The organism is Tardiphaga sp. 619_E2_N8_4, assembly GCF_051810905.1.
GTDB classification, from domain to species: Bacteria; Pseudomonadota; Alphaproteobacteria; order Rhizobiales; family Xanthobacteraceae; genus Tardiphaga; species Tardiphaga robiniae.
On the sequence record NZ_JBPWQJ010000001.1, the window covers coordinates 1,924,700 to 1,946,771 of the forward strand.

Below are 22,072 nucleotides of genomic sequence, written 5' to 3' on the forward strand. Positions count from 1 at the left end.
TGGAGAGGCGCGCCGGGTAACCGGGGCGCCTTTTGCTTTCCAGGCTCGCCTTTCTCCAGGAAACGGGCCTTCTCCTCCGAGAATGATTTGTCGAAAGCTACCCTCCTTGCACAATGCTGAGGTCGCTTTTGGCATGCCATCTTGTGTTTTCTCATCCAAATTCCAATGTCGGCATGGCAAGCTTGCGCGCCCGCGCATGGCAATTCGGTCCTCCCACCCTGGAACCTTCATGAGTGCCCTGTTCTCTCCCTTCAAGCTGCGCGACCTCACGCTGCCAAACCGCATCGTCATTGCGCCGATGTGCCAGTATTCTGCCGAAGATGGCCGGGCGACCGACTGGCACATGATCCATCTCGGCAATATGGCCCTGTCGGGCGCCGCAATGCTGGTGATCGAAGCGACCGCCGTGGAAGCCATCGGCCGCATCACACCCGGCGATCTCGGCCTCTATAATGACGCGACCGAAGCCGCGTTGAAGCCTGTGCTGGCGGCGATACGCAAACATTCGAACATTGCCGTTGGCATGCAGATCGCCCATGCAGGCCGAAAGGCGTCGAGTCACGCCCCATGGGATGGCGGCCAGCAGGTCCCGCTCGACAAAGGCGGTTGGGTCGCCCACGCCCCGTCCGCCATTCCGCAGAAGTCCGGCGAATTGCCACCGCAGGAGATCGATGCCGCGGGCCTCGCGCGCATCCGCGACGCGTTCGTGGCCACGGCGAAACGCGCCGAGCGGCTCGGCATCGATGCGCTCGAGATCCACGCGGCGCACGGCTATCTGCTGCACGAATTCCTGTCGCCGATCTCCAACCAGCGCACGGACAATTATGGTGGTTCGCTGGAAAATCGCATGCGCTTTCCGCTCGAAGTATTCGACGCTGTGCGCGCAGCGTTTCCGGCCCACAAGCCGGTTGGCGTCCGGGTCTCGGCGTCGGACTGGGTCGAGGGCGGTTGGGATGTCGAGCAGACCATTGTGTTCGCGCAAGAGCTCAAGAAACGCGGCGTTGACTGGATGGATGTTTCGTCCGGCGGTGTCTCGCCGCAGCAGAAGATCGCGCTCGGGCCGGGTTATCAGGTGCCGTTCGCTGAAGCCGTGAAAGCGGCGACGGGACTGCCGACGATTGCGGTGGGGTTGATCACCGAAGCGCAACAGGCTGAAGACATCGTGGCCTCCGGCAAAGCCGATCTGGTCGCCATCGCACGTGGCATTCTCTACGATCCGCGCTGGCCGTGGCACGCGGCGGCGCAGCTTGGCGGTCAGGTACAGGCGCCGCCGCAATACTGGCGCTCGCAGCCATCGACGCAAAAGGCGCTGTTCGGCGATACGACATTCGGCGGCCGCTAAACCACTTCAAGGCGCCTGACTTTCAACACCCACACATTGTCCCGCAAGCCGGGTGCGATGTGTGGGTGTTTGTCTTTGCTCCGCGTCCACTCCGCGAATGGCAGCCCTGCGGCGCCATCGTGTTTACATGACAGAATGTCGCACCTACACAGCGCAAAATTCTGCGCCGTAAAATAATCGTGGCATCCGGCGCTGCCCGCCTGTCGAGAGGAGCCCCGCCATGGCCCGCCATTTTCTATGGCTTCTGCTGATCCCCTTCGTCGGTCTGCTCTGGGTCCCGTTCTACAACTTTCATGATCCGGTGCTGTTCGGCTTTCCGTTCTTCTACTGGTACCAGCTCGCGTGGGTGCCGATGACCGCCTTTCTGACCTGGCTCGCTTACCGGACCTACCCCAATGAAGACTGAGCTCGATATTCCCGCCGTTGCGGTCTTTCTGTTCTTTTTCGCGCTCGTCACCGTGATGGGCTTCGTCGCCTCGAAGTGGCGCCGCCCGAAAACGCTGGCCAGTCTCGACGAATGGGGCCTTGGTGGCCGCCAGTTCGGCACCTGGATCACCTGGTTTCTGGTCGGCGGCGATTTCTATACCGCCTATACGGTGATCGCCGTGCCGGCACTGGTCTATTCGGTGGGTGCTTATGGCTTTTTCGCGCTGCCTTACACCATCCTGGTCTATCCCATCGTGTTCATGGTGATGCCGAGGCTGTGGCAGGTCGCCAAGGACAACGGCTATGTCACTGCCGCCGACGTTGTGCATGGTCGCTATGGTTCGCGCATGCTGGAAGCAGCAGTCGCCATCACCGGTGTCGTCGCCACCATGCCCTATATCGCGCTGCAGCTAATCGGTATGGCCACCGCGGTGAAGGCGCTTGGTTTCGAAGGCGAACTTCCGCTGATCGCGGCCTTTGTCGTGCTGGCGCTCTATACCTATTCGTCGGGCCTGCGCGCGCCGGCATTGATCGCCTTCGTCAAGGACATCATGATCTACATCGCCGTTATCGCGGCAGTGTCAGTGATCCCCGGCAAGCTCGGCGGCTATGCCGCAGTGTTCGACGCCGCCGATCAGGCATTCAAGGCCAAGGGCTCGGGCAGTATCCTGCTGCAGCCCAGCCAGTATGTCGCCTACGCCACGCTGGCACTTGGTTCGGCGCTCGCGGCCTTCATGTATCCGCATACGCTGACCGGTATCTTCGCCAGCAAGAGCGCCACGACCATCCGCAAGAACGCCGTACTGTTACCGGCCTATACACTGATGCTCGGCCTGCTGGCGCTGCTCGGCTATATGGGTCACGCTGCCAAGTTGAAGCTCGCCAGCAATAATGACGTGGTACCGGCGCTGTTCCAGACGCTGTTTCCGAGCTGGTTCGCAGGCTTCGCTTTTGCGGCGATTGCCATCGGCGCGCTGGTCCCGGCAGCGGTGATGAGCATTGGTGCTGCCAATCTCTTTACCCGCAATTTCTGGAAGGCCTACGTCAATCCGCAGGTCGATTCAGCGGGCGAAGCCGCGGTGGCAAAGATCGCGTCGCTGGTGGTGAAGGTCGGTGCGCTGCTGGTGATCATCTATCTGCCGACGCAGTTCGCGCTCGACCTGCAGCTTCTCGGAGGCCTGTGGATCCTGCAGACGCTGCCGGCCTTGATCTTCGGCCTGTTCACCCGCTGGTTCACCGCGCCGGCGTTGCTGACCGGATGGGTGGTCGGCCTGTTCGGGGGCACATATCTGGCCTGGACGGATGGTCTCAAGCCGCTGCACATGCTGTCGATCGGCAGCTTCCAGGCGACGGTCTATGTCGGTCTGATTGCCCTCGTCGCGAATATCGTGGTGGCAATGCTGGTCAATCTCGTGGTGCCGAAGCCGGTGGCAACGGCCGAGGCGGCGAGCACGTAAGGGCCCCCCGTAAAGCCCGCGCGCGCATTGTTTCCGGCGCGCGCTGGCTTTATTGTCCGCGCGAATGCCCGCCATCCCTGTGCGGGACCGCCGGATGGAGCTTGCCTGAGTGACTGAATCGATGCGCATCGGCACGCGCAAAAGCACCATGGCGCTGGCCCAGACCGAAGAGATCGCGCGCCGGCTTGCGGTTGTCGCGCCGGAACTGGCCGTCGAGATCGTGAAATTCGAGCCGGTCGGCGACCGTGACCAGACCAGCAATCTCCTGAAGCATGGCGGCAAGGGCGGCGCTTTCGTCGGCGAAATTCGCGCGGCCGTGCTCAAGGGTACGCTGCATGCGGCGATGCATTCGCTGAAGGACATGCCCGGCAATGAAGACACGCCGGGTCTCGTGATCGGCGCCACGCTGGTGCGCGATCCGCCGACCGATGCACTGGTGCTGCGCGAAGGCGTTAGCCTCGACGATCTCAAGCGCACGCATGGCAAAGGCTTCAAGATCGGCACCAATGCCGTACGCCGTGCCGCCTATATCCGCCGCCTGTTTCCCGAGATTGAGGTGATCCATTTCCGCGGGGCTGCCGATACGCGCGTGCGCAAACTCGACAATGGCGAGATGCAGCGGCTGCCTGATGGCGACGAGATCGGCCCCGCCGACGCGCTGATCATGGCGCGTTCAGGCCTCGAGCGTGTTGGATTGGCGAGCCGCATCGCACGTGATTTCACGCCGCAGGAAATGTTGCCGGCCGTGGGGCAGGGCATCGTCGCAGTCGAATGCGCGGCGCATGATTGGGCTTCGCGGCGTCATCTGTCACTGATCGACGACCCTGCGGCACATCTGTCCTGCGATGCCGAGCGCGAGGTGCTTTGGGTGCTGAACGGCCACTGCAATTCGCCGATCGCCGGCTATTCGGTGATCTCGGGGCACGAGATGTCGCTGACCGCATCGGTGCTGGATGAAGCCGGCGGGCAGTTCATTGAGGTAACGCGCATCGGGCCGGCGGATCGTCCGCGCGAACTGGGGCGGGCCGTCGGGCTGGAGCTGCTCGACAAGGGCGCCGGCGCGCTGATCGAGGCCAATCGGCCGGAGCACTAGGCCGTTCGATACGACACTTTGCCCTCTCCAAGTTATGCCCGGGCTTGACCCGGGCATCCATCTTTTGATGTACGACAGTGAAGTTGGATAGCCGGGTCAGGCCCGGCCATGACGGAGTGTGTGGCGACTAGCTCTCCGCCATCCCCACCGACCACAGTGCAAACGCATAGACGATCGCGATTTCATCCAGTCGGTTGAACCGCCCGGAGGCGCCGCCGTGGCCGGCGCCCATGTTGGTGCGTAACAGCACCGGGCCTCCACCCGTCATCGTCGTGCGCAGCCGTGCGATCCATTTCGCCGGCTCCCAATAGGTGACGCGTGGATCGGTGAGGCCACCCATCGCCAGAATCTTCGGATAGGCTTTCGCCGCGACCTGGTCATAGGGCGAGTAGGACAGGATGGTCTTGAAGTCGGCTTCGCTCTCGATCGGGTTGCCCCATTCGGGCCATTCCGGCGGCGTCAGCGGCAGCGTGTCGTCGAGCATGGTGTTGAGCACGTCGACGAATGGTACTTCGGCGACAATCCCCGAGAACAGTTCGCCGGAGCGATTGGCGACCGCGCCCATCAGCATGCCGCCGGCGCTGCCGCCATGGCCGACGATGTTTTTCTCGGATGTATATTTCGCTGATATCAGCGCACGCGCAGCGGCCGCGAAATCATCGAATGAGTTCGTCTTCTTGTCGCGCTTGCCGTCGAGATACCAGCCCCAGCCCTTGTCGGCGCCGCCGCGGATATGCGCGATGGCATAGACGAAACCGCGATCGACCAGCGACAGCCGGTTGGCGGAGAACGACGCAGGCATCGCCATGCCGTAGGAACCATAGCCATAGAGCAGCAGCGGAGCCTTGCCGTCCCGTGCCAGGTCCTTGCGATGCAGGATCGACACCGGGACTTCGGCGCCGTCATGGGCTTTGGCCATGATGCGCGTGGTGACGTAGTCAGCGGGGTTGTGGCCGGACGGGATCTCCTGACGCTTCCGCAAGGTGCGTTCGCGCGTCGCCATGTCGTAGTCATAGACTTCCGACGGCGTCGTCATCGACGAATAGGCAAACCTCAGCGTGGTCGTATCGAATTCGTAGCCGCCCATCGTATCGAGTGAGTAGGCGGCCTCGTCGAAGGCGATGGCGTGCTCGTCCTTGGTGGTGAGATCGCGAATCACGATCGACGGCAGCGCGTTGGCACGCTCCAGACGGACCAGATGATTGGCCGTGAGCTCCATGTCGAGGACATAGATGCCCTCGCGATAGGGGATCAGGTCGGTCCAGTTGGCGCGCGCGGGCGAAGCCAGCGGTGCGGTGACGATCTTGAAGTCGATGGCGCCATCGGCATTGGTCAGGATGAACAGCTCGTCGCCGCGATCGGCCAGCGAATACTGCACGCCATCTTCGCGTTTCGCCACGAGGCGCGGCGGCGCGTCTGGCGTGTTGAGATCAATCAATTGCTGCTCGGAGGTCTCATGATCGCCGCCGGCGATGACGCAGAAGCGGCCGCTGGCGCTTTCATGGATGTGGGTGAACCAGCCGGAATCCTGCTCCTCGAAGATCAGCCTGTCGTCGGCCTGTTTGGTGCCGAGCTTGTGCAGCCAGACCTGCATCGGACGATGATTGTCGTCGAGCTTCACATAGAAGAAGGACTTGCAATCGAGCGTCCACACCACGCCGCCATCGGTCTCCTCGACCACGTCGTCGAGATCGTTGCCGGTGGCCCAGTCACGCACGCGAATGGTGAAATATTCCGAGCCCTTGACGTCGGCACTCCAGGCTTCCAGCGCATGATCGGGTGAATGGCGGGCGCCGCCGAACTTGAAATATTTGTGGTCGGCGGCAAGCCTGTCGCCATCGAGAATGATGGTGGCCTCGCCGCCATCCCGCGGCATGCGGCCGAATAATTCATGCTGGCCGCCCTCGCGGAATTTCCGCAAATAAGCATAAGGGCCATCCGGCGACGGGACGCTGGAATCGTCTTCCTTGATGCGGCCGCGCATTTCCGCAACCAACTTGGTCTGCAGCGCCGCCGTGCCGCCGAGCAGGCTCTCGGTATAGGCGTTCTCGGCCTCCAGATAGGTGCGGATCTCCGGCTCCAGCACGCTGGGGTCGCGCAGCACCTCCTGCCATTTGGCATCCTTCAGCCAGGCATAGTCATCGGTCACGGTGATGCCGTGGGTCGTGAAGGAATGCGGATGACGCGGCGCAACCGGCGCGGGCATGGAGGATGTCTGCTTTGTCATGAACGCTCTTTTCGCGGAAGCCTGATCGGATATGATCGCGGAACACGCACGCATCGGCGCCTGCCCCGCATATTGGATATTCCATGGATATAGAGATTATCGACCGCCTTGCCATCCGCGATCTCATTGAAAACTGGGTGGTCTGGCGCGACGCCGGCGACTGGGACCGCTTCCGCACCGTCTGGTTCGACGATGGTCGCATGGTGGCCACCTGGACCCAGGGCACGGCCGACGAGTTCATCGCCATGAGCAAGGCTGGCTGGGCCAAGGGCGTCTCGATCATGCATTTCCTCGGCGCGCAGTCGATCGATCTCGCAGGCACCCGCGCAATTTCGCAGACCAAGATGGCCATCGCCCAGCGCGCGCTGGTGCACGGCGTCAATGTCGACGTGATGCTGACCGGGCGGTTCTACGACTTTCTCGAAAAGCGCGATGGCAAATGGGGCATGGTGCTGCGCCAGCCGATTTATGAAAAGGACCGCATGGATCCCGTCGTGCCCGGCGCGCCGCTGAAGCTCGATGCGGATTTGCTCGCGAGCTTCCCCGAGGGCTATCGCCATCTCGCTTATCTGCAGAGCCAAATCGGTTATCAGATCAAGCCTGATATGCCCGGCCTGCGCGGCGACGCGGTGGAGGCGCTTTATGCCAGCGGCAAGAAGTGGCTGAACGGCGAAAAGCTGGATCGGTAGCCGCCTTACCCTCAGCCGTCATTGCGAGGAGCCTCTTGGCGACGAAGCAATCCAGTCTTTCCTTGTCGCTCTCTGGATTGCTTCGTCGCTTCGCTCCTCGCAATGACGTGGATAGTTGATAAAGAACAAAAAAGACTGGGAGAAACAACATGCCCGACTTCATCACCCTCGATGCACTGGTCCGTAACACCGCCGCATCCAAGCCGACCAAGATCGCCGTGATCGATGCTGATCGCCAGATCGACTACGCCGCATTCGACGCACTGATCGATCGTATCGCTGCATCATTGCAGGCCAGTGGCCTCAAGCCGCGCGACGCGATCTCCATCTGTGCGCTGTCGTCGATCGAATATGCAGCGGTGTTTCTTGGTGCGTTGCGCGTCGGTGTGGCGGTGGCGCCGCTGGCGCCGTCATCGACACCCACGGATTTCGCCGCGATGGTGAAGGATGCGGCCGCAAAAATTCTGTTCATGGACGACGCGACGGCCGCCTCCTTCGCGGAGGCTACGATCGATCCCTCCATCCAGCGCGTCGCGCTCGACGGCGGCAAGGCCGGCAAGCCGTTTGTGCAATGGCTAGCGCCGGAAGGTGCGACGCCAGCGCCGGTGACGATTGATCCGGAATGGGTCTTCAATATCATCTATTCCTCGGGCACGACCGGTACGCCGAAGGGCATCATCCACACCTATTGGATGCGCTGGCGGCAATATGGCCAGCTCGATCCGCTCGGCTACGGGCCGGATGCGGTCACCGTGCTGTCGACGCCGCTCTATTCCAACACCACGCTGGTCTGTTTCAATCCGACACTCGCCGGTGGCGGCACCTTGGTGCTGATGAAGAAGTTTGATGCGCGCGGCTTCCTTGAACTCAGCGCCAGACATCGGGCGACCCATGCGATGCTGGTGCCGGTGCAGTATCGCCGCATTATGGCGGTGCCGGATTTCGACAGTTTCGATCTGAAGTCCTTCGTGATGAAATTCTCGACCTCGGCGCCATTCGGCGGCGCGCTGAAGGCCGACGTGTTGAAACGCTGGCCTGGCGGGCTGACCGAATATTACGGGATGACCGAAGGCGGCGGCACCTGCGTGTTGCTGGCGCATGAACATCCGACCAAGTTGCACACCGTCGGCCAGCCAGCGCCAGATCATGAGATCCGCCTGATTGACGAGGACGGCAATTTCGTTGCCCAAGGCGAAATTGGCGAAGTGGTCGGGCATTCGCCCGTCATCATGCAGGGCTATCTCAACCAGCCCGGCAAGACCGCCGAGACGTTCTGGCACGACGCTTCCGGAAAGCGCTATGTCCGCACCGGCGATGTCGGGCGTTTTGACGAAGACGGCTTTCTGCAGCTGATGGACCGCAAGAAGGACATGATTATTTCCGGCGGTTTCAACATCTATCCGAGCGATCTCGAAGCCGTGCTGACGAAACACGACGACGTGCTCGAAGCCGCCGTTGTGGCCATGCCGTCGGAAGAGTGGGGTGAGACACCGGTCGCCTTCGTGGTGATGAAGGCGGGTGCCTCGGTCGATGCGCCGGGACTGAAGGCTTGGACGAATGAGCGTGTCGGCAAGTTCCAGCGACTCAACGATGTCGTGCTGGTCGATGTGTTGCCGCGCAGCGCCATCGGCAAGGTGCTGAAGCGCGAGTTGCGAGACCGCAAGCTGGCGGCGGATTTGTCGGCGTAGCGCGCCGCTTTCCCTCCCTCAAGCGCGGCGTAGCCGCGCGGTGGGGAGGGTGGCGCATCGAGAGCGAAGCGATCGATGTGACGGGTGGGGTGCAACAAGCGTAGCTCTGTATGTGGCGCGACCCCCACCTGACCGGCCTGGCGGCCGGCCACCCTCCCCACGCAAGAGCGGGGGAGGGACTCCGCGGCCACTGCACTTGACTACCAATAATCTTCAATAATGCGGCGGAGGTTCATTCCGCGGCGCACCGCTGTTGCTTTCGGCCTCCTGCAGCCGCTCGCCGAGCGTGGCAACCTGCCGCGTCAGCATGTCGATCTGTTTCCACTGGGCGGTGATCGTCGTATTCAGCGTCTCGATCGTGTCGTCCTGATAGGCGACGCGAGTTTCGAGTGCGTCGATACGTTCGCGTAAGCCTGTCAGGTCTTTTGCGGTCTCACTCATCGGATGCGCTCTCCCGCAGCATCGCAAAATCTTCCGAATTGATCGGCAAGTCAGGCTTGATCGACTGGCTTTCGACGAGGCCATGACCGAGCGCGACGCGCTGGTCGAACACGAAGCATTCGCCGCGCCAGCGGCTCTCGGCCTCAGGGATCTCCTCGAGATATTTCAGGATGCCGCCCTTGAGATGATAGACGTCGGCGAAGCCGCGCGAGAGCAGATACGAACTCGCCTTCTCGCAGCGGATGCCGCCGGTGCAGAACATCGCGATTTTGGTGTGCTTGGCGGGATCCAGCGTACGCGCGACGAAATCCTTGAACTGGCCGAAGCTTGCGATCTCCGGATCAACTGCGCCCTCGAACGTGCCCATCGCCACTTCGAACGCGTTGCGCGTATCGAGCACCAGCGTGTTCTCGTCGGCGATGAGATCGTTCCAGTCGGCGGCGTCCACATAGGCGCCAACCGTCTTGGTCGGATCCGTCTGGGGATCGCCGAGGGTGACGATCTCCTTTTTCAGCCGCACCTTCATGTGCAGGAACGGCATCAGGCTGGCGCGGGAGAATTTCAGCTCCAGATGGTTCAGTCGGCCGCTGAACATCACGCCGGTCTCAAGTTCGTGCACCAGCGTATCGATGGCGGCGTCTGTCCCGGCCACGGTGCCGTTGATGCCCTCCTCGGCCAGCAGGATCGAGCCTTTGATGCCGAGATTGACGCAGAGTGCGCGCAGCGGCTCGCGCAATTGCCGGAAATCCGGCAGCGCGGCGAATTGATAGAGGGCGGCGACCTTGAACATGGCGGGGGTTTACCAGCCGGACCCGCGAGGGGGAAGTCCGGGAACTGGCCGAAATATCGTTGCCATCAGGGCTTTGGGCCGGATGCTCCCCTGCGCAGGTATTGACCTATGTCATACCCGGCGAAACCAGCGCAACGCGTGGTGCCAGAACGCAAAAACCGGCCCCTTACGGGACCGGCTTCTTTTGCAGCGTCACCTGCGACCGACGGAGGAGTCAAAACTCCGTCGGTTGGAATTGGTTAAAGTTTGCGGTTCGCAAAATCCGACGCCTTGTCGGCGGCGTCCTTGGCGGCCTGCTTGGCATCGCCGACTGCCTTCTGCGCGTGGCCCTTGCCTTCCTGGATCAGGCCTTCGCCCTGCAGGCGGTCAGAGCCGGTCGCTTCACCGATGCCCTGCTTGGCCTTGCCGATGGCTTCGTTTGCGGTTCCCTTGATCTTGTCTGCGGTGGCACCCATGGGATACTCCTGTCATGTTGCAGACGCAGTTCCGAGACCATTCTCGATACGCGCTGCTTGAGCTTCGCAGAGACAATTGCCGGCTCAATTGAATGTTCCTCACTCCCGGGGACGTGATGCCGCACGATGTGACATCATTTCCGCGGAACTAAAGAAGGCATCGAAAATGTCCGGCCATGGTCACGACCACACGCATCCGCACGATCATTCACATGACCACGATCATTCCCACGACCATGATCCAGATCGCTGGAAGCACGACGGCATTCGCGTCATTCCGGCCGACAACCTCGATACCAACGTGCCATCGACCAAAGGCATGGACCGCGCGGCGGCTATCAATTTCGCGCGCGTCGGCGCGCAGAAACTGTGGGCCGGCACCGTGTCGATCCAGCCGGATGCCAAGACCGGTGCGCATCATCACGGCCATCTCGAAAGCGTCATCTATGTGGTGAAGGGCAAGGCTCGGATGCGCTGGGGCGATCGCCTGCAGTTTACCGCGGAGGCCGGCCCCGGCGATTTCATCTTCGTGCCGCCTTACGTGCCGCATCAGGAAATCAATGCCAGTGCCGACGAAGTGCTGGAATGCGTGCTGGTGCGCAGCGACGGCGAGGCGGTCGCTATCAATATCGACATCGAGCCGGTGGAGAAGCCGGAGACGGTGTTGTGGGTCGATCCCACGCATCCCGATGGGGCGGTGAAGAAGTAAGCATCAGGCTGAGGCCCTCGCCCGAGATTGGACGAGGGCCCTTTGCTATTTGATCTCGGGCAATCCCGGCGAGAACGCCAGCGCACTCTCGATCCACTTCGCTACGCGCAGCGTGCGCAGATCGTTCAGATAGGGGCCGACCACCTGCAGGCCGAGCGGCAGATGGTTCTTGCCGAACCCAGCCGGTAGCGACAGCGCGGGCACGCCGATCAGGGTCCATGGCGCGCAATATTCGGCATCGCCGGTATAGCTCAGCCCTTCCGGTGCTTCGCCATAGGCCGGCAGCGTCAGCACCGCATCGTAATTCGTCATCTGCGCGGTGAAATCCGCACGCAGCTTCATCTGCAACGCCTTGGCCTTGAGATAGGCTGCCGCGCTGATGGCGCTGCCGGTCTCCACCAGCTTCTTTAGGTGATCGCTGGTCTTGTCGGGATAGCGCGCGACGAGATCGCCAAAGATCACCGCGCCTTCGGCGGCCAGAATGATGTTGATCGCGTCCCAGTTGCTGCGATCGAGTTCGGGCAGTTCCAGTTCTTCGATGACAGCACCCGCGCTGCGCAGTCGGGCAACGGAGGCTTCGAACACCTGTTGCTGTTCGCTCTCGGCCTTGGCGAATTTGGCAAAGCGCACCACCGCAAGACGCGGGGACGGCAGCGGCGGTACACCGCGCTCGACGGAGATTTCGAAACCCGGCACCGGCGCGCCATGCGGATCGCTGTCGCTGGTGCCTGCGATCAGTGACAGCGCATAGGCGACGTCATCGACCTTGCGCGCGAAGAAGCCGATGTGGTCGAGCGACTGGCTGAGGTGGTGCGCGCCGCTGCGGGGGATAGCGCCGAAGCTCGGCTTGAAGCCGACGACGCCATTGAAGGCGGCGGGGCGGACGATGGAGCCCAGCGTCTGCGTGCCCAGCGCCAGGGGCACGATGCCGGCAGCGACGGAGGCTGCCGAGCCGGAGGACGAGCCACCCGGTGTGTGCTTGCTGTTCCATGGATTGGTGGTCGGGCCGGGATGGCGCCAGGCGAATTCGGTCGAGACGGTCTTTCCGAAGATGGTGGCGCCGAGATTGCGCAGACGTTCGACGACCCATGCATCGGCCGACGGCACGTGATCGGCATAGACGGCCGAGCCATTGGTGGTCGGCATGTCGGTGGTGGCGATGATATCCTTGACGGCGACGGGAATGCCGGAGAGCAGCCCTGGCTTGCGCACAGTGTCGGTGGGGAGGACCTCAAAGGCCTTCAGTATGGGCTCGGCAGCCTTGGCCTGTGCGAGCCGCTCCGATGCGTAGTGATCTGCCGCAGATGTGTTGCCCTTGAACAGCCGCAGCAGGTCCAGAACCCCCGCGCCAGATGTTGCAGTGCGCGCGGTTGCATTCGTCATGTCGTGTCGTCCTGAACGTTTCTTCTGGGATCGAGAGAGGCGCGCAACCGCGAGGCTGCGCGCCTTCGATATTACTTCATCGCCAGTGCGGGCTCGATATATTTCTTCACGACAAACTTGTCATAGTCGGGCTGGGCCGCGAGATTGCCGAGCGCGATCTGGGTGTCCATGGAGATCTTCAGCGAGGGTGCAGAAATATCGACGCTGTCCGGATAGACGCCGTCGGCCAGCATACGCTTGACGGCGGATTCAATCACGGCCGGATCCAGCGTTGGAAATTCCTTCTGCGCAATGGCCACGGTCTTGGCAGGATCTTTCTTCATGAAGCGCATCGCCATTTCCATACCGTTGGTGACGCGCTGCGCCAGATCCGGATTGACGTCGTTGCGTGCGGTCACCGACGAAAATGCATAGGCGCCGTAGCTCTTCGGGAAGCCGTAGACCACCTTCATTCCCTTGGCGACAACCTGATCGAGGCCGGGTTCATACATCACGGCGACGTCAGCCTGCTTGGCGAGGAACGGACCCGGTTCGCTGCCGATCGCGACGGGGATCATCTCCACATCGGTCTTGCCGTCCATGCCGTTCTCTTTCAGTAGCTTCAGGAACAGCGAGGTGCTGGTGGTCGGCATGGTGCCAACGACCACCTTCTGGCCCTTCAGGCTCTTGACGTCAGTGAACTTGAAATCCGGCGCGGTGGCGATCCACACCGCGGCGCCGTTAACGACGTTGGCGATGATGCCGACCGGCGCGCCCTTGGAGGCCGCAATGGCTGTCCATTCCGGCCCGTGGATCGAGAACTGCGCGCTGCCGGAGATCACTGCCGAGAGTGCGACCGTGGGCGAGCCTGCGGTTTCCTTGGTGAGGTCGAGGCCCTGCGCGGTGAAGAAGCCTTCATTGATGGCTACATAGAGCGGCAAATACAGCATCGACTGGAAGGCCTGCGACAACACCACCTTCTTGTTCTGCGCCATCGCTGGCGTGGCGAGCAAGACTCCAGCCAGCGCGACCGCGCCGGTGATACGCTTCAACAATGACATAGAACGTCTCCGTTATGGTGGAAAGGGGGGATTAAACCTGGACCTGATGCGAGGTGGTCGCCTGCTTCCACGGCAGCGAAGTGCGCTCGATGATGTCGATGACGTAATAGAGCACGAAGCCAAGGATCATCAGCGTGAACAGCCCGACCCAGACCGAGTTGAGGTCATACAGGCTGGAGGCGAGGAAGATCATGTGGCCGAGGCCGCGCTGCGACGAGATGAACTCGCCGACCACGGCGCCGACCAGGCCGAAGCCGATATTGATGCGGAAGGTGGCGATAATCGACGGCAGTGTGGATGGCACTACAGCCTTCCAGAACACCTGATGCTTGTCGGCACCCATGGAGATCATCAGCGACTGCAGATCGACGTCGGCATCCTTGGCCGCCTGATAAGCGGCGATCAGCGCTACCAGTGCAGTGAGTGAAACGGCGAGTGCGACCTTCGATATCAGGCCGGTGCCGAACCACAGCACCACGATGGGCGCGAGTGCGATCTTCGGCACGGAATTGATGGCGACGATGAAGGGCTCGACCAGCTTCGCGACGAACACCGAATACCACAGCGCAAGACCGAACAGCGATCCGAAGATGGTGCCGATGATGAAGCCCAAAATGGCCTCGAACAGCGTGTACCAGGAATCCGACAGCAGTTCGCCGCTCAGGACCAGCTTGTAGAACGTGGCGAAGATGCCAGATGGCGACCCCATCAAAAATGCCGAGATATAGCCGGCATGGACGCCGAGCTCCCATAGCGCGAAGAACACTGCGACGGCGAGCAGCTGCAACACCGCGCGGCCGAGCGTCGTGTCGAAGGTCGATCGCTTCTTGCGGGACTTGCGCGGAACAGACTTTTTGCGTGCAGGCGTACCGGACATCACGAGGGTCATGATGTTTTCTCCGTCTGGATATCGAGTTCGGCGCAGAGCGTCTTGAAATAGGTCGAGAATTTCACGTCGTTGCGCGCGGTGATGGGCGAGGTTGCCTCGATGTCAATCTCATGCACGACCTTCACCCGCGCCGGGCGGCCGGAGAGCACGACGACGCGCTTCGACAGCGCGACGGCCTCGTCGATGTCATGGGTCACGAGGATGACCGTCTTGTTGTAGGTCTGTACGGCATCCTTCAGCACGCCTTCGAGATACAGCCGCGTCTGATAATCCAGCGCCGAGAACGGCTCGTCGAGCAGCAGGATGTCGGGATCCATGATCAGCGTACGGATCAGCGCCACGCGCTGGCGCATGCCACCGGACAGGGTCTTGGGATAGGCGTTCTCGAAGCCGGCGAGGCCGAACTGCTTGAGATACTCGCGCGCTTTCTCCTCGGCCTCCTTCTGGTCGACGCCGCGCGTCTCCAGCCCGAGCAGCACATTGCCCATCACCGTGCGCCACGGAAACAGCAGGTCTTTCTGCATCATGTAGCCGACGCGGCCGCGCAGGCTCTCGATTTCCTTGCCGCGATAGGTGATAGCGCCGCCATCGGGCTCCAGCAGGCCGGCGATGATGTTGAAGATGGTCGTCTTGCCGCAGCCGCTGGGGCCAATAATGCTGACGAAATCGCGTTCGTTGATGGTGAAAGAGAGATCGTCGAGCACATTGACGTCGCCGCCCTTGCCGGCAAACGACTTGCTGATGTTCTGGACGGTGAGTTGAACTTGTTTCGGCGGCATGATGCGGTTTCCTGGGTACCGCACATACGCAAGCTGCGTGCCATCTTGGGCACGAAAAAGCTTCAAACAATCGCGCAGGTTTTCTGCGGATAGCTTGAGGCTTGAAGTGTTTTGCCCCGGCTTTGGGCAGGCTGGATTTATTCTCGGCGATAAATTGAGCAGGTGTGGCGAAGTGTATTTTTGGCGAACACTTTAGGCGACCTCGCGCTCCGTTCTCTCGTTCGTCATGGCCGGGCTTGTCCCGGCCATCCACGTCTTGCTCGCCTCGGCCAAGACGTGGATACGCGGGACAAGCCCGCGCATGACAGCTGATAGGTCCGAGATCAGCCCGTCACCGCCATCACTGCTTCCTTGATCTTCGCCAGCGCGTAATTGCCCACCATGGCGGCGTCCACATGCGGCAGGTTCGGGATCTCGTCGGCCGCCACTACGCAATCGACGATGGCGGGTCCGTCACAGGCCAGCGCGTCGGCGATGGCCTTCTTCAGATCGCCCGGCTGCTTGGCCGTAAAGCCCTGCGCGCCGCAGGCACGCGCCAGTGCGGCGAAATCGGGATTGGGGAATTCGATGGCCTCGCGGAACGGCGCCAGGCCAATGCTTTCGGCTTCCAGTGTGATCAGGCCCAATGCCGAATTGTTGTAGACGATGACCTTGATGGGCAGTTTGTGCTGAACGGCGGTCATGAACTCGCCCATCAGCATGTTGAAGCCGCCGTCGCCGGTGAGCACGATCACCTGCTTGCTGCGATCGAGGATCTGCACGCCGTTGCCCTGGCCGACGGACGTGCCGACCGCAGCATTGTTGAACGAGCCGATGATGCGCTGGGTGCCGTTCTGGCGGATCCAGTTGGCCGACCACAGCGTGTTCAGACCGGTGTCGAATACGAAGATTGCATCGGGCCGTGCCAGATCGCTGGCGATGCGCGCGACGGCCTGCGGGTGGATCCTGTTCTTGCTGCGCGCAGGATCGGCCTGCTTGTCGAGCATCTCATCCCACTTCTTGCGGGCGTGACTGGTCGTCTCGAAGAACTCGCCGTCGGTCTTGGTCTGCACCCTGTCCAGCAGCATCTTCAGCGCTGGCCGTGCCGAGCCGATGACGCCGAGGCTCGTCGGCGTGCGCCTGCCGAGCGCTTCGGCGCGCACATCGATCTGGATGACATTGCCCTTGCGCGGCAGGAAGTTGGAATAGGGATAGTCGGTGCCCACCATGACGAGCAGGTCGCAATCATGCACGGCATTGTAGACGGCCTTGGTGCCGATCATGCCGAGCCCGCCCATCCATCTGATGTCATCGAACGCCATGATCTCCTTGCCGCGCACCGAATGCACCAGTGGCGCCTTCAGCTTATCGCTGAGCGCACGCAGGAGTTCGGCGCTGCCGATGGCGCCATGGCCGCACATTATGACAACGCTGCTGGCTTCGTCGATGCGGCGGGCGGCTTCCTGTATGGCGGCATCATTCGGGAGGATCTCGCCGCGTGGCACCAGCGTGGCAAGGCTCGCTGTCGCCCCTTCGGCTTTCGACGACAGCACGTCGACAGGCAGCGTCAGATGCGCGACGCCAGGCCCTGCATAGGCGGTGGAGATGGCCTGATGGATCACGCCGGGCGCCTGCGCGGCGGTGGTGATGGTCTGGGTGTAGAGTGCGACGTCGCGAAACAGCAGGTCCGGCTCGGTGGTCTGGAAAAAGTCGACGCCTTTTGCTGCTCGCGCCATTTCGCCCGAGAGTGCCAGCACCGGGGCGTGATCGCGCGCCGCTTCATAGAGACCGGCGACGAGATGCGTGCTGCCGGGCCCGGTGGAGCCGGCGCAAACGCCGAGCTTGCCGGTGAGCTTGGCCTGGCCTGCGGCGGCCAGCGCCGCGCCTTCCTCGTGCCGTACCCCGACCCATTCGATCTTGCTGCGCCGGACCGAGTCCGCCAAAGGATTAAGCGAGTCGGCGATCAGGCCGAAAATCTGCTGTACGCCAATCGTCTCAAGAACATGGACAATCTCATCCGCGACAGTTTTCGACATTGGGGGCTCCGATTTCTAGAATTGGCTCTCCGCCGGGAGGCGGGCTGAGCAGCAATGCGGTCGGTCCAATTGTGATTGGAGCCGAGTGGTCGCACTGCAGCAATAGCTGAACCGCGAAACGGTTTCATGATGGTCAATTATGTTTGCGCAATGCTTGGAGAAATGCGCGATGTGTTGAACGTTTGTTACGTGTATCGGAAGATCGGATCGTCATAGGCGATGGCCGGAAATATGTTCTTGTCGCTCCAGTAGTCCTGGTTGTGCTGCCACTCCTGCTTGTCGCCGCGCTTCGGCAACAGGTGCATGCCGCGCATGATGTAGCCGGGATTGAAGTCGTCCGGATCGATCCAGGGCAGTAGCGGCATGTCGCTGTCCTCCGGCCGCAGCATCGGCGTCACCATGGTCGTGCCGGTCTCTTCCATGTGCTTCAGCAGCCCGCAGACGAAGTCGGCGACGAGATCGACACGCAATGTCCAGCTGGCACGGAGATAGCCGAAGATCCACACCATGTTCGGCACGCCGGTGAACATCATGCCGCGATAGGTCACGGTGTCGGAGAAATTCAGCGGTGCGTCATCGATGGAGAAGGCGATATCGCCGAGCATGTTGAGATTGAAGCCGGTGGCGGTGACGGCCACGTCGGCGTCGATCGTCTTGCCTGATTTCAGCGTGATGCCGTGTTCGGTGAAGGTCTCGATCTCGTCGGTGACGACGGTCGCCTTGCCGGCCTTGATGCTCTGGAACAGATCACCATCGGGGATGAAGGCGATGCGCTGGCGCCAGGGCCGATAACGCGGCGTGAAATGAGTGGCGATATCGTAGTTCTTGCCGAGATAGGCCTGTACGCCCTTCAGCAGTTCCTCTTTCACCACCTCCGGTTCACTGTTAGTCCGCTTGGTAAAGGCCTGCTGATCGAACAGGATCTTGCGGCGGACGATCTCATGGACCCATTCTTCGTCGACATCCAGCTCGCGCAGCGTCTCTGCCAGAGCGTTGGCATTGCGGCCGGTGATGAAGAAAGTCGGCGAGCGCTGCAGCATGGTGACTTCAGCGCATTTATCGGCGATGGCCGGCACCAGAGTCGCCGCTGTGGCGCCAGAGCCGATCACCACGACTTTCTTGCCGGCGATGTCGAGGTCCTCCGGCCAGGTCTGTGGATGCACCATGCGGCCCTTGAACCGGTTCATGCCGGGCCATTGCGGCGTGTAGCCCTGACTGTGGTTGTAATAGCCCTGGCACATCCAGAGAAAACGCGTGGCGAAGTTCAGCGTCTCGCCGGTGTCGTGGCGGACGACCGTCAGCCTCCAGAGCTTGTCGTCATTCGACCAGTTGGCGGAGAGGATCTTGTGCTTGTAGCGGATATGCGCGCCGAGGCCGTTCTCGGCGATCACGTCCCCCATATAGCGCAGGATTTCCGCAGCGGTGGCGATGGGCGCCGATGTCCAGGGCTTGAAGCGATAGCCGAACGTATGCAGGTCACTGTCGGAGCGGATGCCGGGATAGCGATGGGTGTGCCAGGTGCCGCCGAAACTGTCCTGGGTTTCCAGAACCAGAAAACGCGTGTCCGGATTTTGCTTGGTGAGGTGATAAGCGGCGCCGATGCCCGAGATCCCGGCGCCGACAACAATGACATCGACATGTTCGGCGGAGTTTTCGACGGATGGATCTGTGGCGATCTTTCCCTGGACGTTCATGGGCTCCCGATCTTTTTTGGCTCTCGCGCTTGGTGCGCGGATGCTTTTATGCGGCGATCCCCGGTTTAAGGCCGGAGATCGCCGCGATCGGTATCATTGACGATCGCAGGGAATGCGCAAGCGGGAATTGCGCTGGAGAGGCGTCAGCTTTCTGCTGCAGGGGCCGCCGCGGGTGACTGTGCGCGTCTCGAGAACAGGATGCGCTGATACAGCCAGCCGATGGCCACCAGCACGAGGCCGAGGCACATGAAGGACAGCGCGCGATAGACGCCTGTCAGCGACGACATGTCGACTAGGAACGCTTTGAGGATCGTCAATGCGATGACCACGGCGGAGGCGAGCCGCGCGCGCTGCGAGTTGAACAGGATGCCGATGCCGAGCAGCACGACGCCAAAGCCGAGCCACGCGATCGACAACGTATATTGCTCGGCGTCGGTGATTGAAGCGTTGTAGAAGATCGGACCGTGATAGATGCGGCGGATTTGCAGCGTCACATACATCAGGGCTAGCACCAGCGCACCACCGGCGATGGTGTTGCCATAGGCCGGCTTGCGACGGCCGGCGACGGCATAGGACAGCAGCAGAGCGAGCACCGCGGGCAGAGCATAGCCGAGCAGCAGCAGGTTGAAGATTACGCCGCCGACATCGATACGCCAGATGCCGGGATTGGTGATGAACAGCAACCCGCCGAGACTTGCTACGCCGGCGAACAATGTCAGCAGCCCGGCACTGACGCTGTGAACGATGCTGCGGCTCCGCTCCCACAGGCGTTCCAGTCCGATTGCCATGGCCAGTGCGACGCAGACCTGCAGCGCGACCTCGGTGAGGCTTGAGGAGGACCGATAGACATCGCCGCCATTCACGAAGTGGCGGATCTCCATGAAGGCCAGCAACACTGTGAACAGAATCGCAGCGGATTCCACCATGCGGAGCGGCGCGTCATCGCCGCGGCGGCGCATCAGGATGCTGGCGGCCCAGAACGATGCAGCGGGCACGCCGTAGCCCCACAGCAGCCAATTGAAGATCGGCGTGGTGCCGACGAGATCGCCGACCACGCGGGGCTCCCAGCCCATCCGGGCGACGACAATGCCGGCAAGGATGGCCGCGAGCCAGCGCAGGAACGGGATCGGCCGCTGCATGGAGATCCAGGCTGTGCCCAGCGCCATCAGCGACAGTGCGATGGTGAGCCAGCCTTTCTCCAGTGCAAAGGTCAGCCCCAGCGCCAGCGCACCGAGCGTGCCGGTGGCGAACAGCGCCGTGGAGATCGCGAGACCCGGACGTGGCTCGCGCTTGCTGAGCAGTTCGGTGGCGGCCGCGAAGGCTGCGCCGATGATCACGGCGAGAATGGCGAAGGGGATCGAGCGATCGAGATGCGCGATGCGGGCATAGAGCGCGATCAACAGCGCCAGCGGCGTGAATACCGCGGCGCCCGACCAGATCACCGGAATAACGGCACTAACGGATCGGCCCTGGGCGAGGAAGCCGAGCACGCCGAAGCCAATGGCGAAGATGGCGGCGGATGCGAGATGCAGCGACACCGAGCTTTCCACCGGGCTGGCGCCGATGCCGGCTAGCGGCCCGCCGGGCAGTACCAGCATGTCGAGATTGCCCTGGATGGCCCACTCCAGGAAGACCACGGCGACGAAGCCAGCGGCCACGGCAACCGCCGCGGTGGCCGCTTGTGCGTACCATGCGACGAACAGCGTGCCAGCGACGATCAGCGCGAAGGTCACCATGGCCATGTCGGCATGGAAGCTCGAGAGCACCACCAGCGTCGCGCTGAGCAGGCTCGCACTGAGGGCGCCCGACGAGATGCCTTCGATGCGGCCTTCTTCGGCCGGCGGACCATACAGGAAGCCGCAGACGACCAGCAGTGAGGCCAAGATGAAGCCGGCCAGGACATGGAACGCATGAGGCGCGAGTGCCGGTGTGCCGGCGTCGAGGCCCGGCAGGGTCCACAGCGTCGCGAAGACGATGGTGGTCAGCGCCAGCCAGCGCCACAGCCGGATACGCGCGAGGCTGAAGGCGGCCGCCATAACGATGGCGAGATAGATATACAGCGCCCAGTAATCCGGTTTGCCGGACGATACCAGCACCGGCGTGACGAAAGCGGCGGCAATGCCGAGGCCCGCGAGCGCCGGGCCGTGCAGCAATGCCGCGGCCATGGTGCACATGGCGACGATGCCGAGCAGGGCGAAGGCCGTGCCGGGGACGAGGAAGTCGTACAGCGCATAGGCCGCATAGACCGTGGCGAAGGCGACGGCAGTGCCGGCGGCCGTGAGGATCGCCGGAATATTGGCGATGGGCAGCGGTGCGATTGCCGAGAGGCTTTCCTTGCGGCGCGCAAATTCGCCGACGGTGAGCAATGCCAGGGCGAACAGGCCGCCGAGCAGCACGCGCACTTCGGGGCCGAGCAGGCCAGCCTCGATGGAATAGCGCACCATGAAGAAGCCGCCGAGCGCCAGCGTGAGGCCGCCGACCCAGACCACCCAGCGCGTGCCGATGCGTTCCTCGAAGCCGGGGCCAGCCGCAGGGGCTTCCACAGGCGCGGCGGGTTCGGGCGTAGTACGAGCAGGGACATCCGGCTGGATCGAGGGGGCAGCTTCGCGGGTCACCTCGGTTGGAGTCTCGGATACGGCAGGGGCGGATGCAACGTTCGGCGTGGTCGGTGTGAGGTCCGGCCTTGCGACGGCGGCCGGCGTTGCCGCCACGCGCGGTAGCGCCTCATAGGCGTCGACCCGGGCGCGCAGCACCTTCACCTCATTGCGCGCCTTACGCGCGAAGATGAAGGCAACGATAGCAATCACCAGCGTGACGAAACCGAAATCATCGAACATCGACTATCAAACCTTCAGAGAGCAGGACGCGCGCCAATCATGCCCCGGAACGACGTCCGGGGACATGGCAACTCTATGTGTTGTCGTGGAGAACTTTAGTTCACGCGATCCGTGTATT

The 22,072-nt window shown here is 62.3% G+C and carries 18 protein-coding genes; 7 read left to right on the plus strand and 11 right to left on the minus strand.

From position 1 onward, the window contains the following. Window positions 1–229: 229 nt before the first annotated feature. The 4 genes from AB8A23_RS09140 (at window position 230) to hemC (ending at window position 4,318) form a co-directional block, all read left to right on the plus strand. A complete protein-coding gene (locus tag AB8A23_RS09140) occupies window positions 230–1,342 on the plus strand; it encodes an NADH:flavin oxidoreductase/NADH oxidase (RefSeq protein ID WP_120287172.1) in 1,113 nt (370 codons plus the stop codon). 220 nt (window positions 1,343–1,562) lie between these two features. Beyond that, window positions 1,563–1,748, plus strand: coding sequence for a DUF3311 domain-containing protein (locus tag AB8A23_RS09145; protein WP_092145849.1), 186 nt, complete (start codon window positions 1,563–1,565; stop codon window positions 1,746–1,748). Beyond that, window positions 1,738–3,225 (plus strand): monocarboxylate uptake permease MctP, encoded by a 1,488-nt coding sequence (mctP, locus tag AB8A23_RS09150; RefSeq protein ID WP_120287171.1) that lies wholly within the window; start codon window positions 1,738–1,740, stop codon window positions 3,223–3,225. The genes AB8A23_RS09145 and mctP overlap by 11 nt, the downstream gene beginning before the upstream one ends. A 109-nt stretch (window positions 3,226–3,334) precedes the next feature. Next, the gene (gene hemC / locus AB8A23_RS09155) at window positions 3,335–4,318 is read left to right on the plus strand and encodes a hydroxymethylbilane synthase (RefSeq protein WP_199711965.1); all 984 of its coding nucleotides are present in this window, start codon (window positions 3,335–3,337) and stop codon (window positions 4,316–4,318) included. Window positions 4,319–4,445: 127 nt separating this feature from the next. Here hemC and AB8A23_RS09160 read toward each other — a convergent pair whose 3' ends face one another. Next, window positions 4,446–6,545, minus strand: a complete 2,100-nt coding sequence (locus tag AB8A23_RS09160; RefSeq protein WP_120287170.1) for a S9 family peptidase — start codon at window positions 6,543–6,545, stop codon at window positions 4,446–4,448. A gap of 83 nt (window positions 6,546–6,628) precedes the next feature. Between AB8A23_RS09160 and AB8A23_RS09165 the strand changes: the two genes are divergently transcribed. Continuing rightward, entirely contained in the window at window positions 6,629–7,234 is a 606-nt protein-coding gene (locus AB8A23_RS09165; protein ID WP_120287169.1) for a nuclear transport factor 2 family protein, read from the plus strand. A 149-nt stretch (window positions 7,235–7,383) separates the two neighbouring features. After that, a complete protein-coding gene (locus tag AB8A23_RS09170) occupies window positions 7,384–8,922 on the plus strand; it encodes a class I adenylate-forming enzyme family protein (protein WP_120287168.1) in 1,539 nt (512 codons plus the stop codon). 213 nt (window positions 8,923–9,135) lie between these two features. Here the strand turns inward: AB8A23_RS09170 and AB8A23_RS09175 are convergent, their stop codons facing one another. The 3 genes from AB8A23_RS09175 to AB8A23_RS09185 all read right to left on the minus strand — a co-directional run bounded on the left by AB8A23_RS09175 (window position 9,136) and on the right by AB8A23_RS09185 (window position 10,608). Beyond that, the gene (locus AB8A23_RS09175; protein ID WP_089265841.1) at window positions 9,136–9,363 is read right to left on the minus strand and encodes a SlyX family protein; all 228 of its coding nucleotides are present in this window, start codon (window positions 9,361–9,363) and stop codon (window positions 9,136–9,138) included. Beyond that, window positions 9,356–10,153, minus strand: a complete 798-nt coding sequence (gene trhO, locus AB8A23_RS09180; RefSeq protein ID WP_089265842.1) for an oxygen-dependent tRNA uridine(34) hydroxylase TrhO — start codon at window positions 10,151–10,153, stop codon at window positions 9,356–9,358. Before trhO ends, AB8A23_RS09175 begins: the two co-directional genes overlap by 8 nt. A gap of 239 nt (window positions 10,154–10,392) precedes the next feature. Continuing rightward, window positions 10,393–10,608, minus strand: a complete 216-nt coding sequence (locus tag AB8A23_RS09185; protein ID WP_089265843.1) for a CsbD family protein — start codon at window positions 10,606–10,608, stop codon at window positions 10,393–10,395. A gap of 166 nt (window positions 10,609–10,774) precedes the next feature. On the opposite strand from AB8A23_RS09185, the gene AB8A23_RS09190 reads away from it, so the two are divergent. Continuing rightward, window positions 10,775–11,317 (plus strand): cupin domain-containing protein, encoded by a 543-nt coding sequence (locus AB8A23_RS09190; protein ID WP_120287167.1) that lies wholly within the window; start codon window positions 10,775–10,777, stop codon window positions 11,315–11,317. A 45-nt stretch (window positions 11,318–11,362) separates the two neighbouring features. Here the strand turns inward: AB8A23_RS09190 and AB8A23_RS09195 are convergent, their stop codons facing one another. The 7 genes from AB8A23_RS09195 to AB8A23_RS09225 form a co-directional block, all read right to left on the minus strand. Continuing rightward, window positions 11,363–12,700: an amidase gene (locus AB8A23_RS09195; protein WP_120287166.1), complete on the minus strand. Its 1,338-nt coding sequence runs from the start codon at window positions 12,698–12,700 to the stop codon at window positions 11,363–11,365. Window positions 12,701–12,771: 71 nt separating this feature from the next. Next, window positions 12,772–13,740: an ABC transporter substrate-binding protein gene (locus tag AB8A23_RS09200; protein ID WP_120287165.1), complete on the minus strand. Its 969-nt coding sequence runs from the start codon at window positions 13,738–13,740 to the stop codon at window positions 12,772–12,774. Window positions 13,741–13,771: 31 nt separating this feature from the next. Beyond that, window positions 13,772–14,629: an ABC transporter permease gene (locus AB8A23_RS09205; protein WP_439059876.1), complete on the minus strand. Its 858-nt coding sequence runs from the start codon at window positions 14,627–14,629 to the stop codon at window positions 13,772–13,774. After that, complete coding sequence (locus AB8A23_RS09210) at window positions 14,626–15,408, minus strand: ABC transporter ATP-binding protein (protein ID WP_120287164.1); 783 nt, start codon at window positions 15,406–15,408, stop codon at window positions 14,626–14,628. Before AB8A23_RS09210 ends, AB8A23_RS09205 begins: the two co-directional genes overlap by 4 nt. A gap of 323 nt (window positions 15,409–15,731) precedes the next feature. Continuing rightward, a complete protein-coding gene (locus AB8A23_RS09215) occupies window positions 15,732–17,423 on the minus strand; it encodes a thiamine pyrophosphate-dependent enzyme (RefSeq protein ID WP_120287163.1) in 1,692 nt (563 codons plus the stop codon). A gap of 185 nt (window positions 17,424–17,608) precedes the next feature. Further along, on the minus strand, window positions 17,609–19,117 hold the full coding sequence (locus AB8A23_RS09220) for a flavin-containing monooxygenase (protein WP_120287162.1): 1,509 nt from the start codon (window positions 19,115–19,117) through the stop codon (window positions 17,609–17,611). Window positions 19,118–19,260: 143 nt separating this feature from the next. Further along, window positions 19,261–21,954 (minus strand): DUF2339 domain-containing protein, encoded by a 2,694-nt coding sequence (locus tag AB8A23_RS09225; RefSeq protein ID WP_439059875.1) that lies wholly within the window; start codon window positions 21,952–21,954, stop codon window positions 19,261–19,263. Window positions 21,955–22,072: the final 118 nt, after the last annotated feature.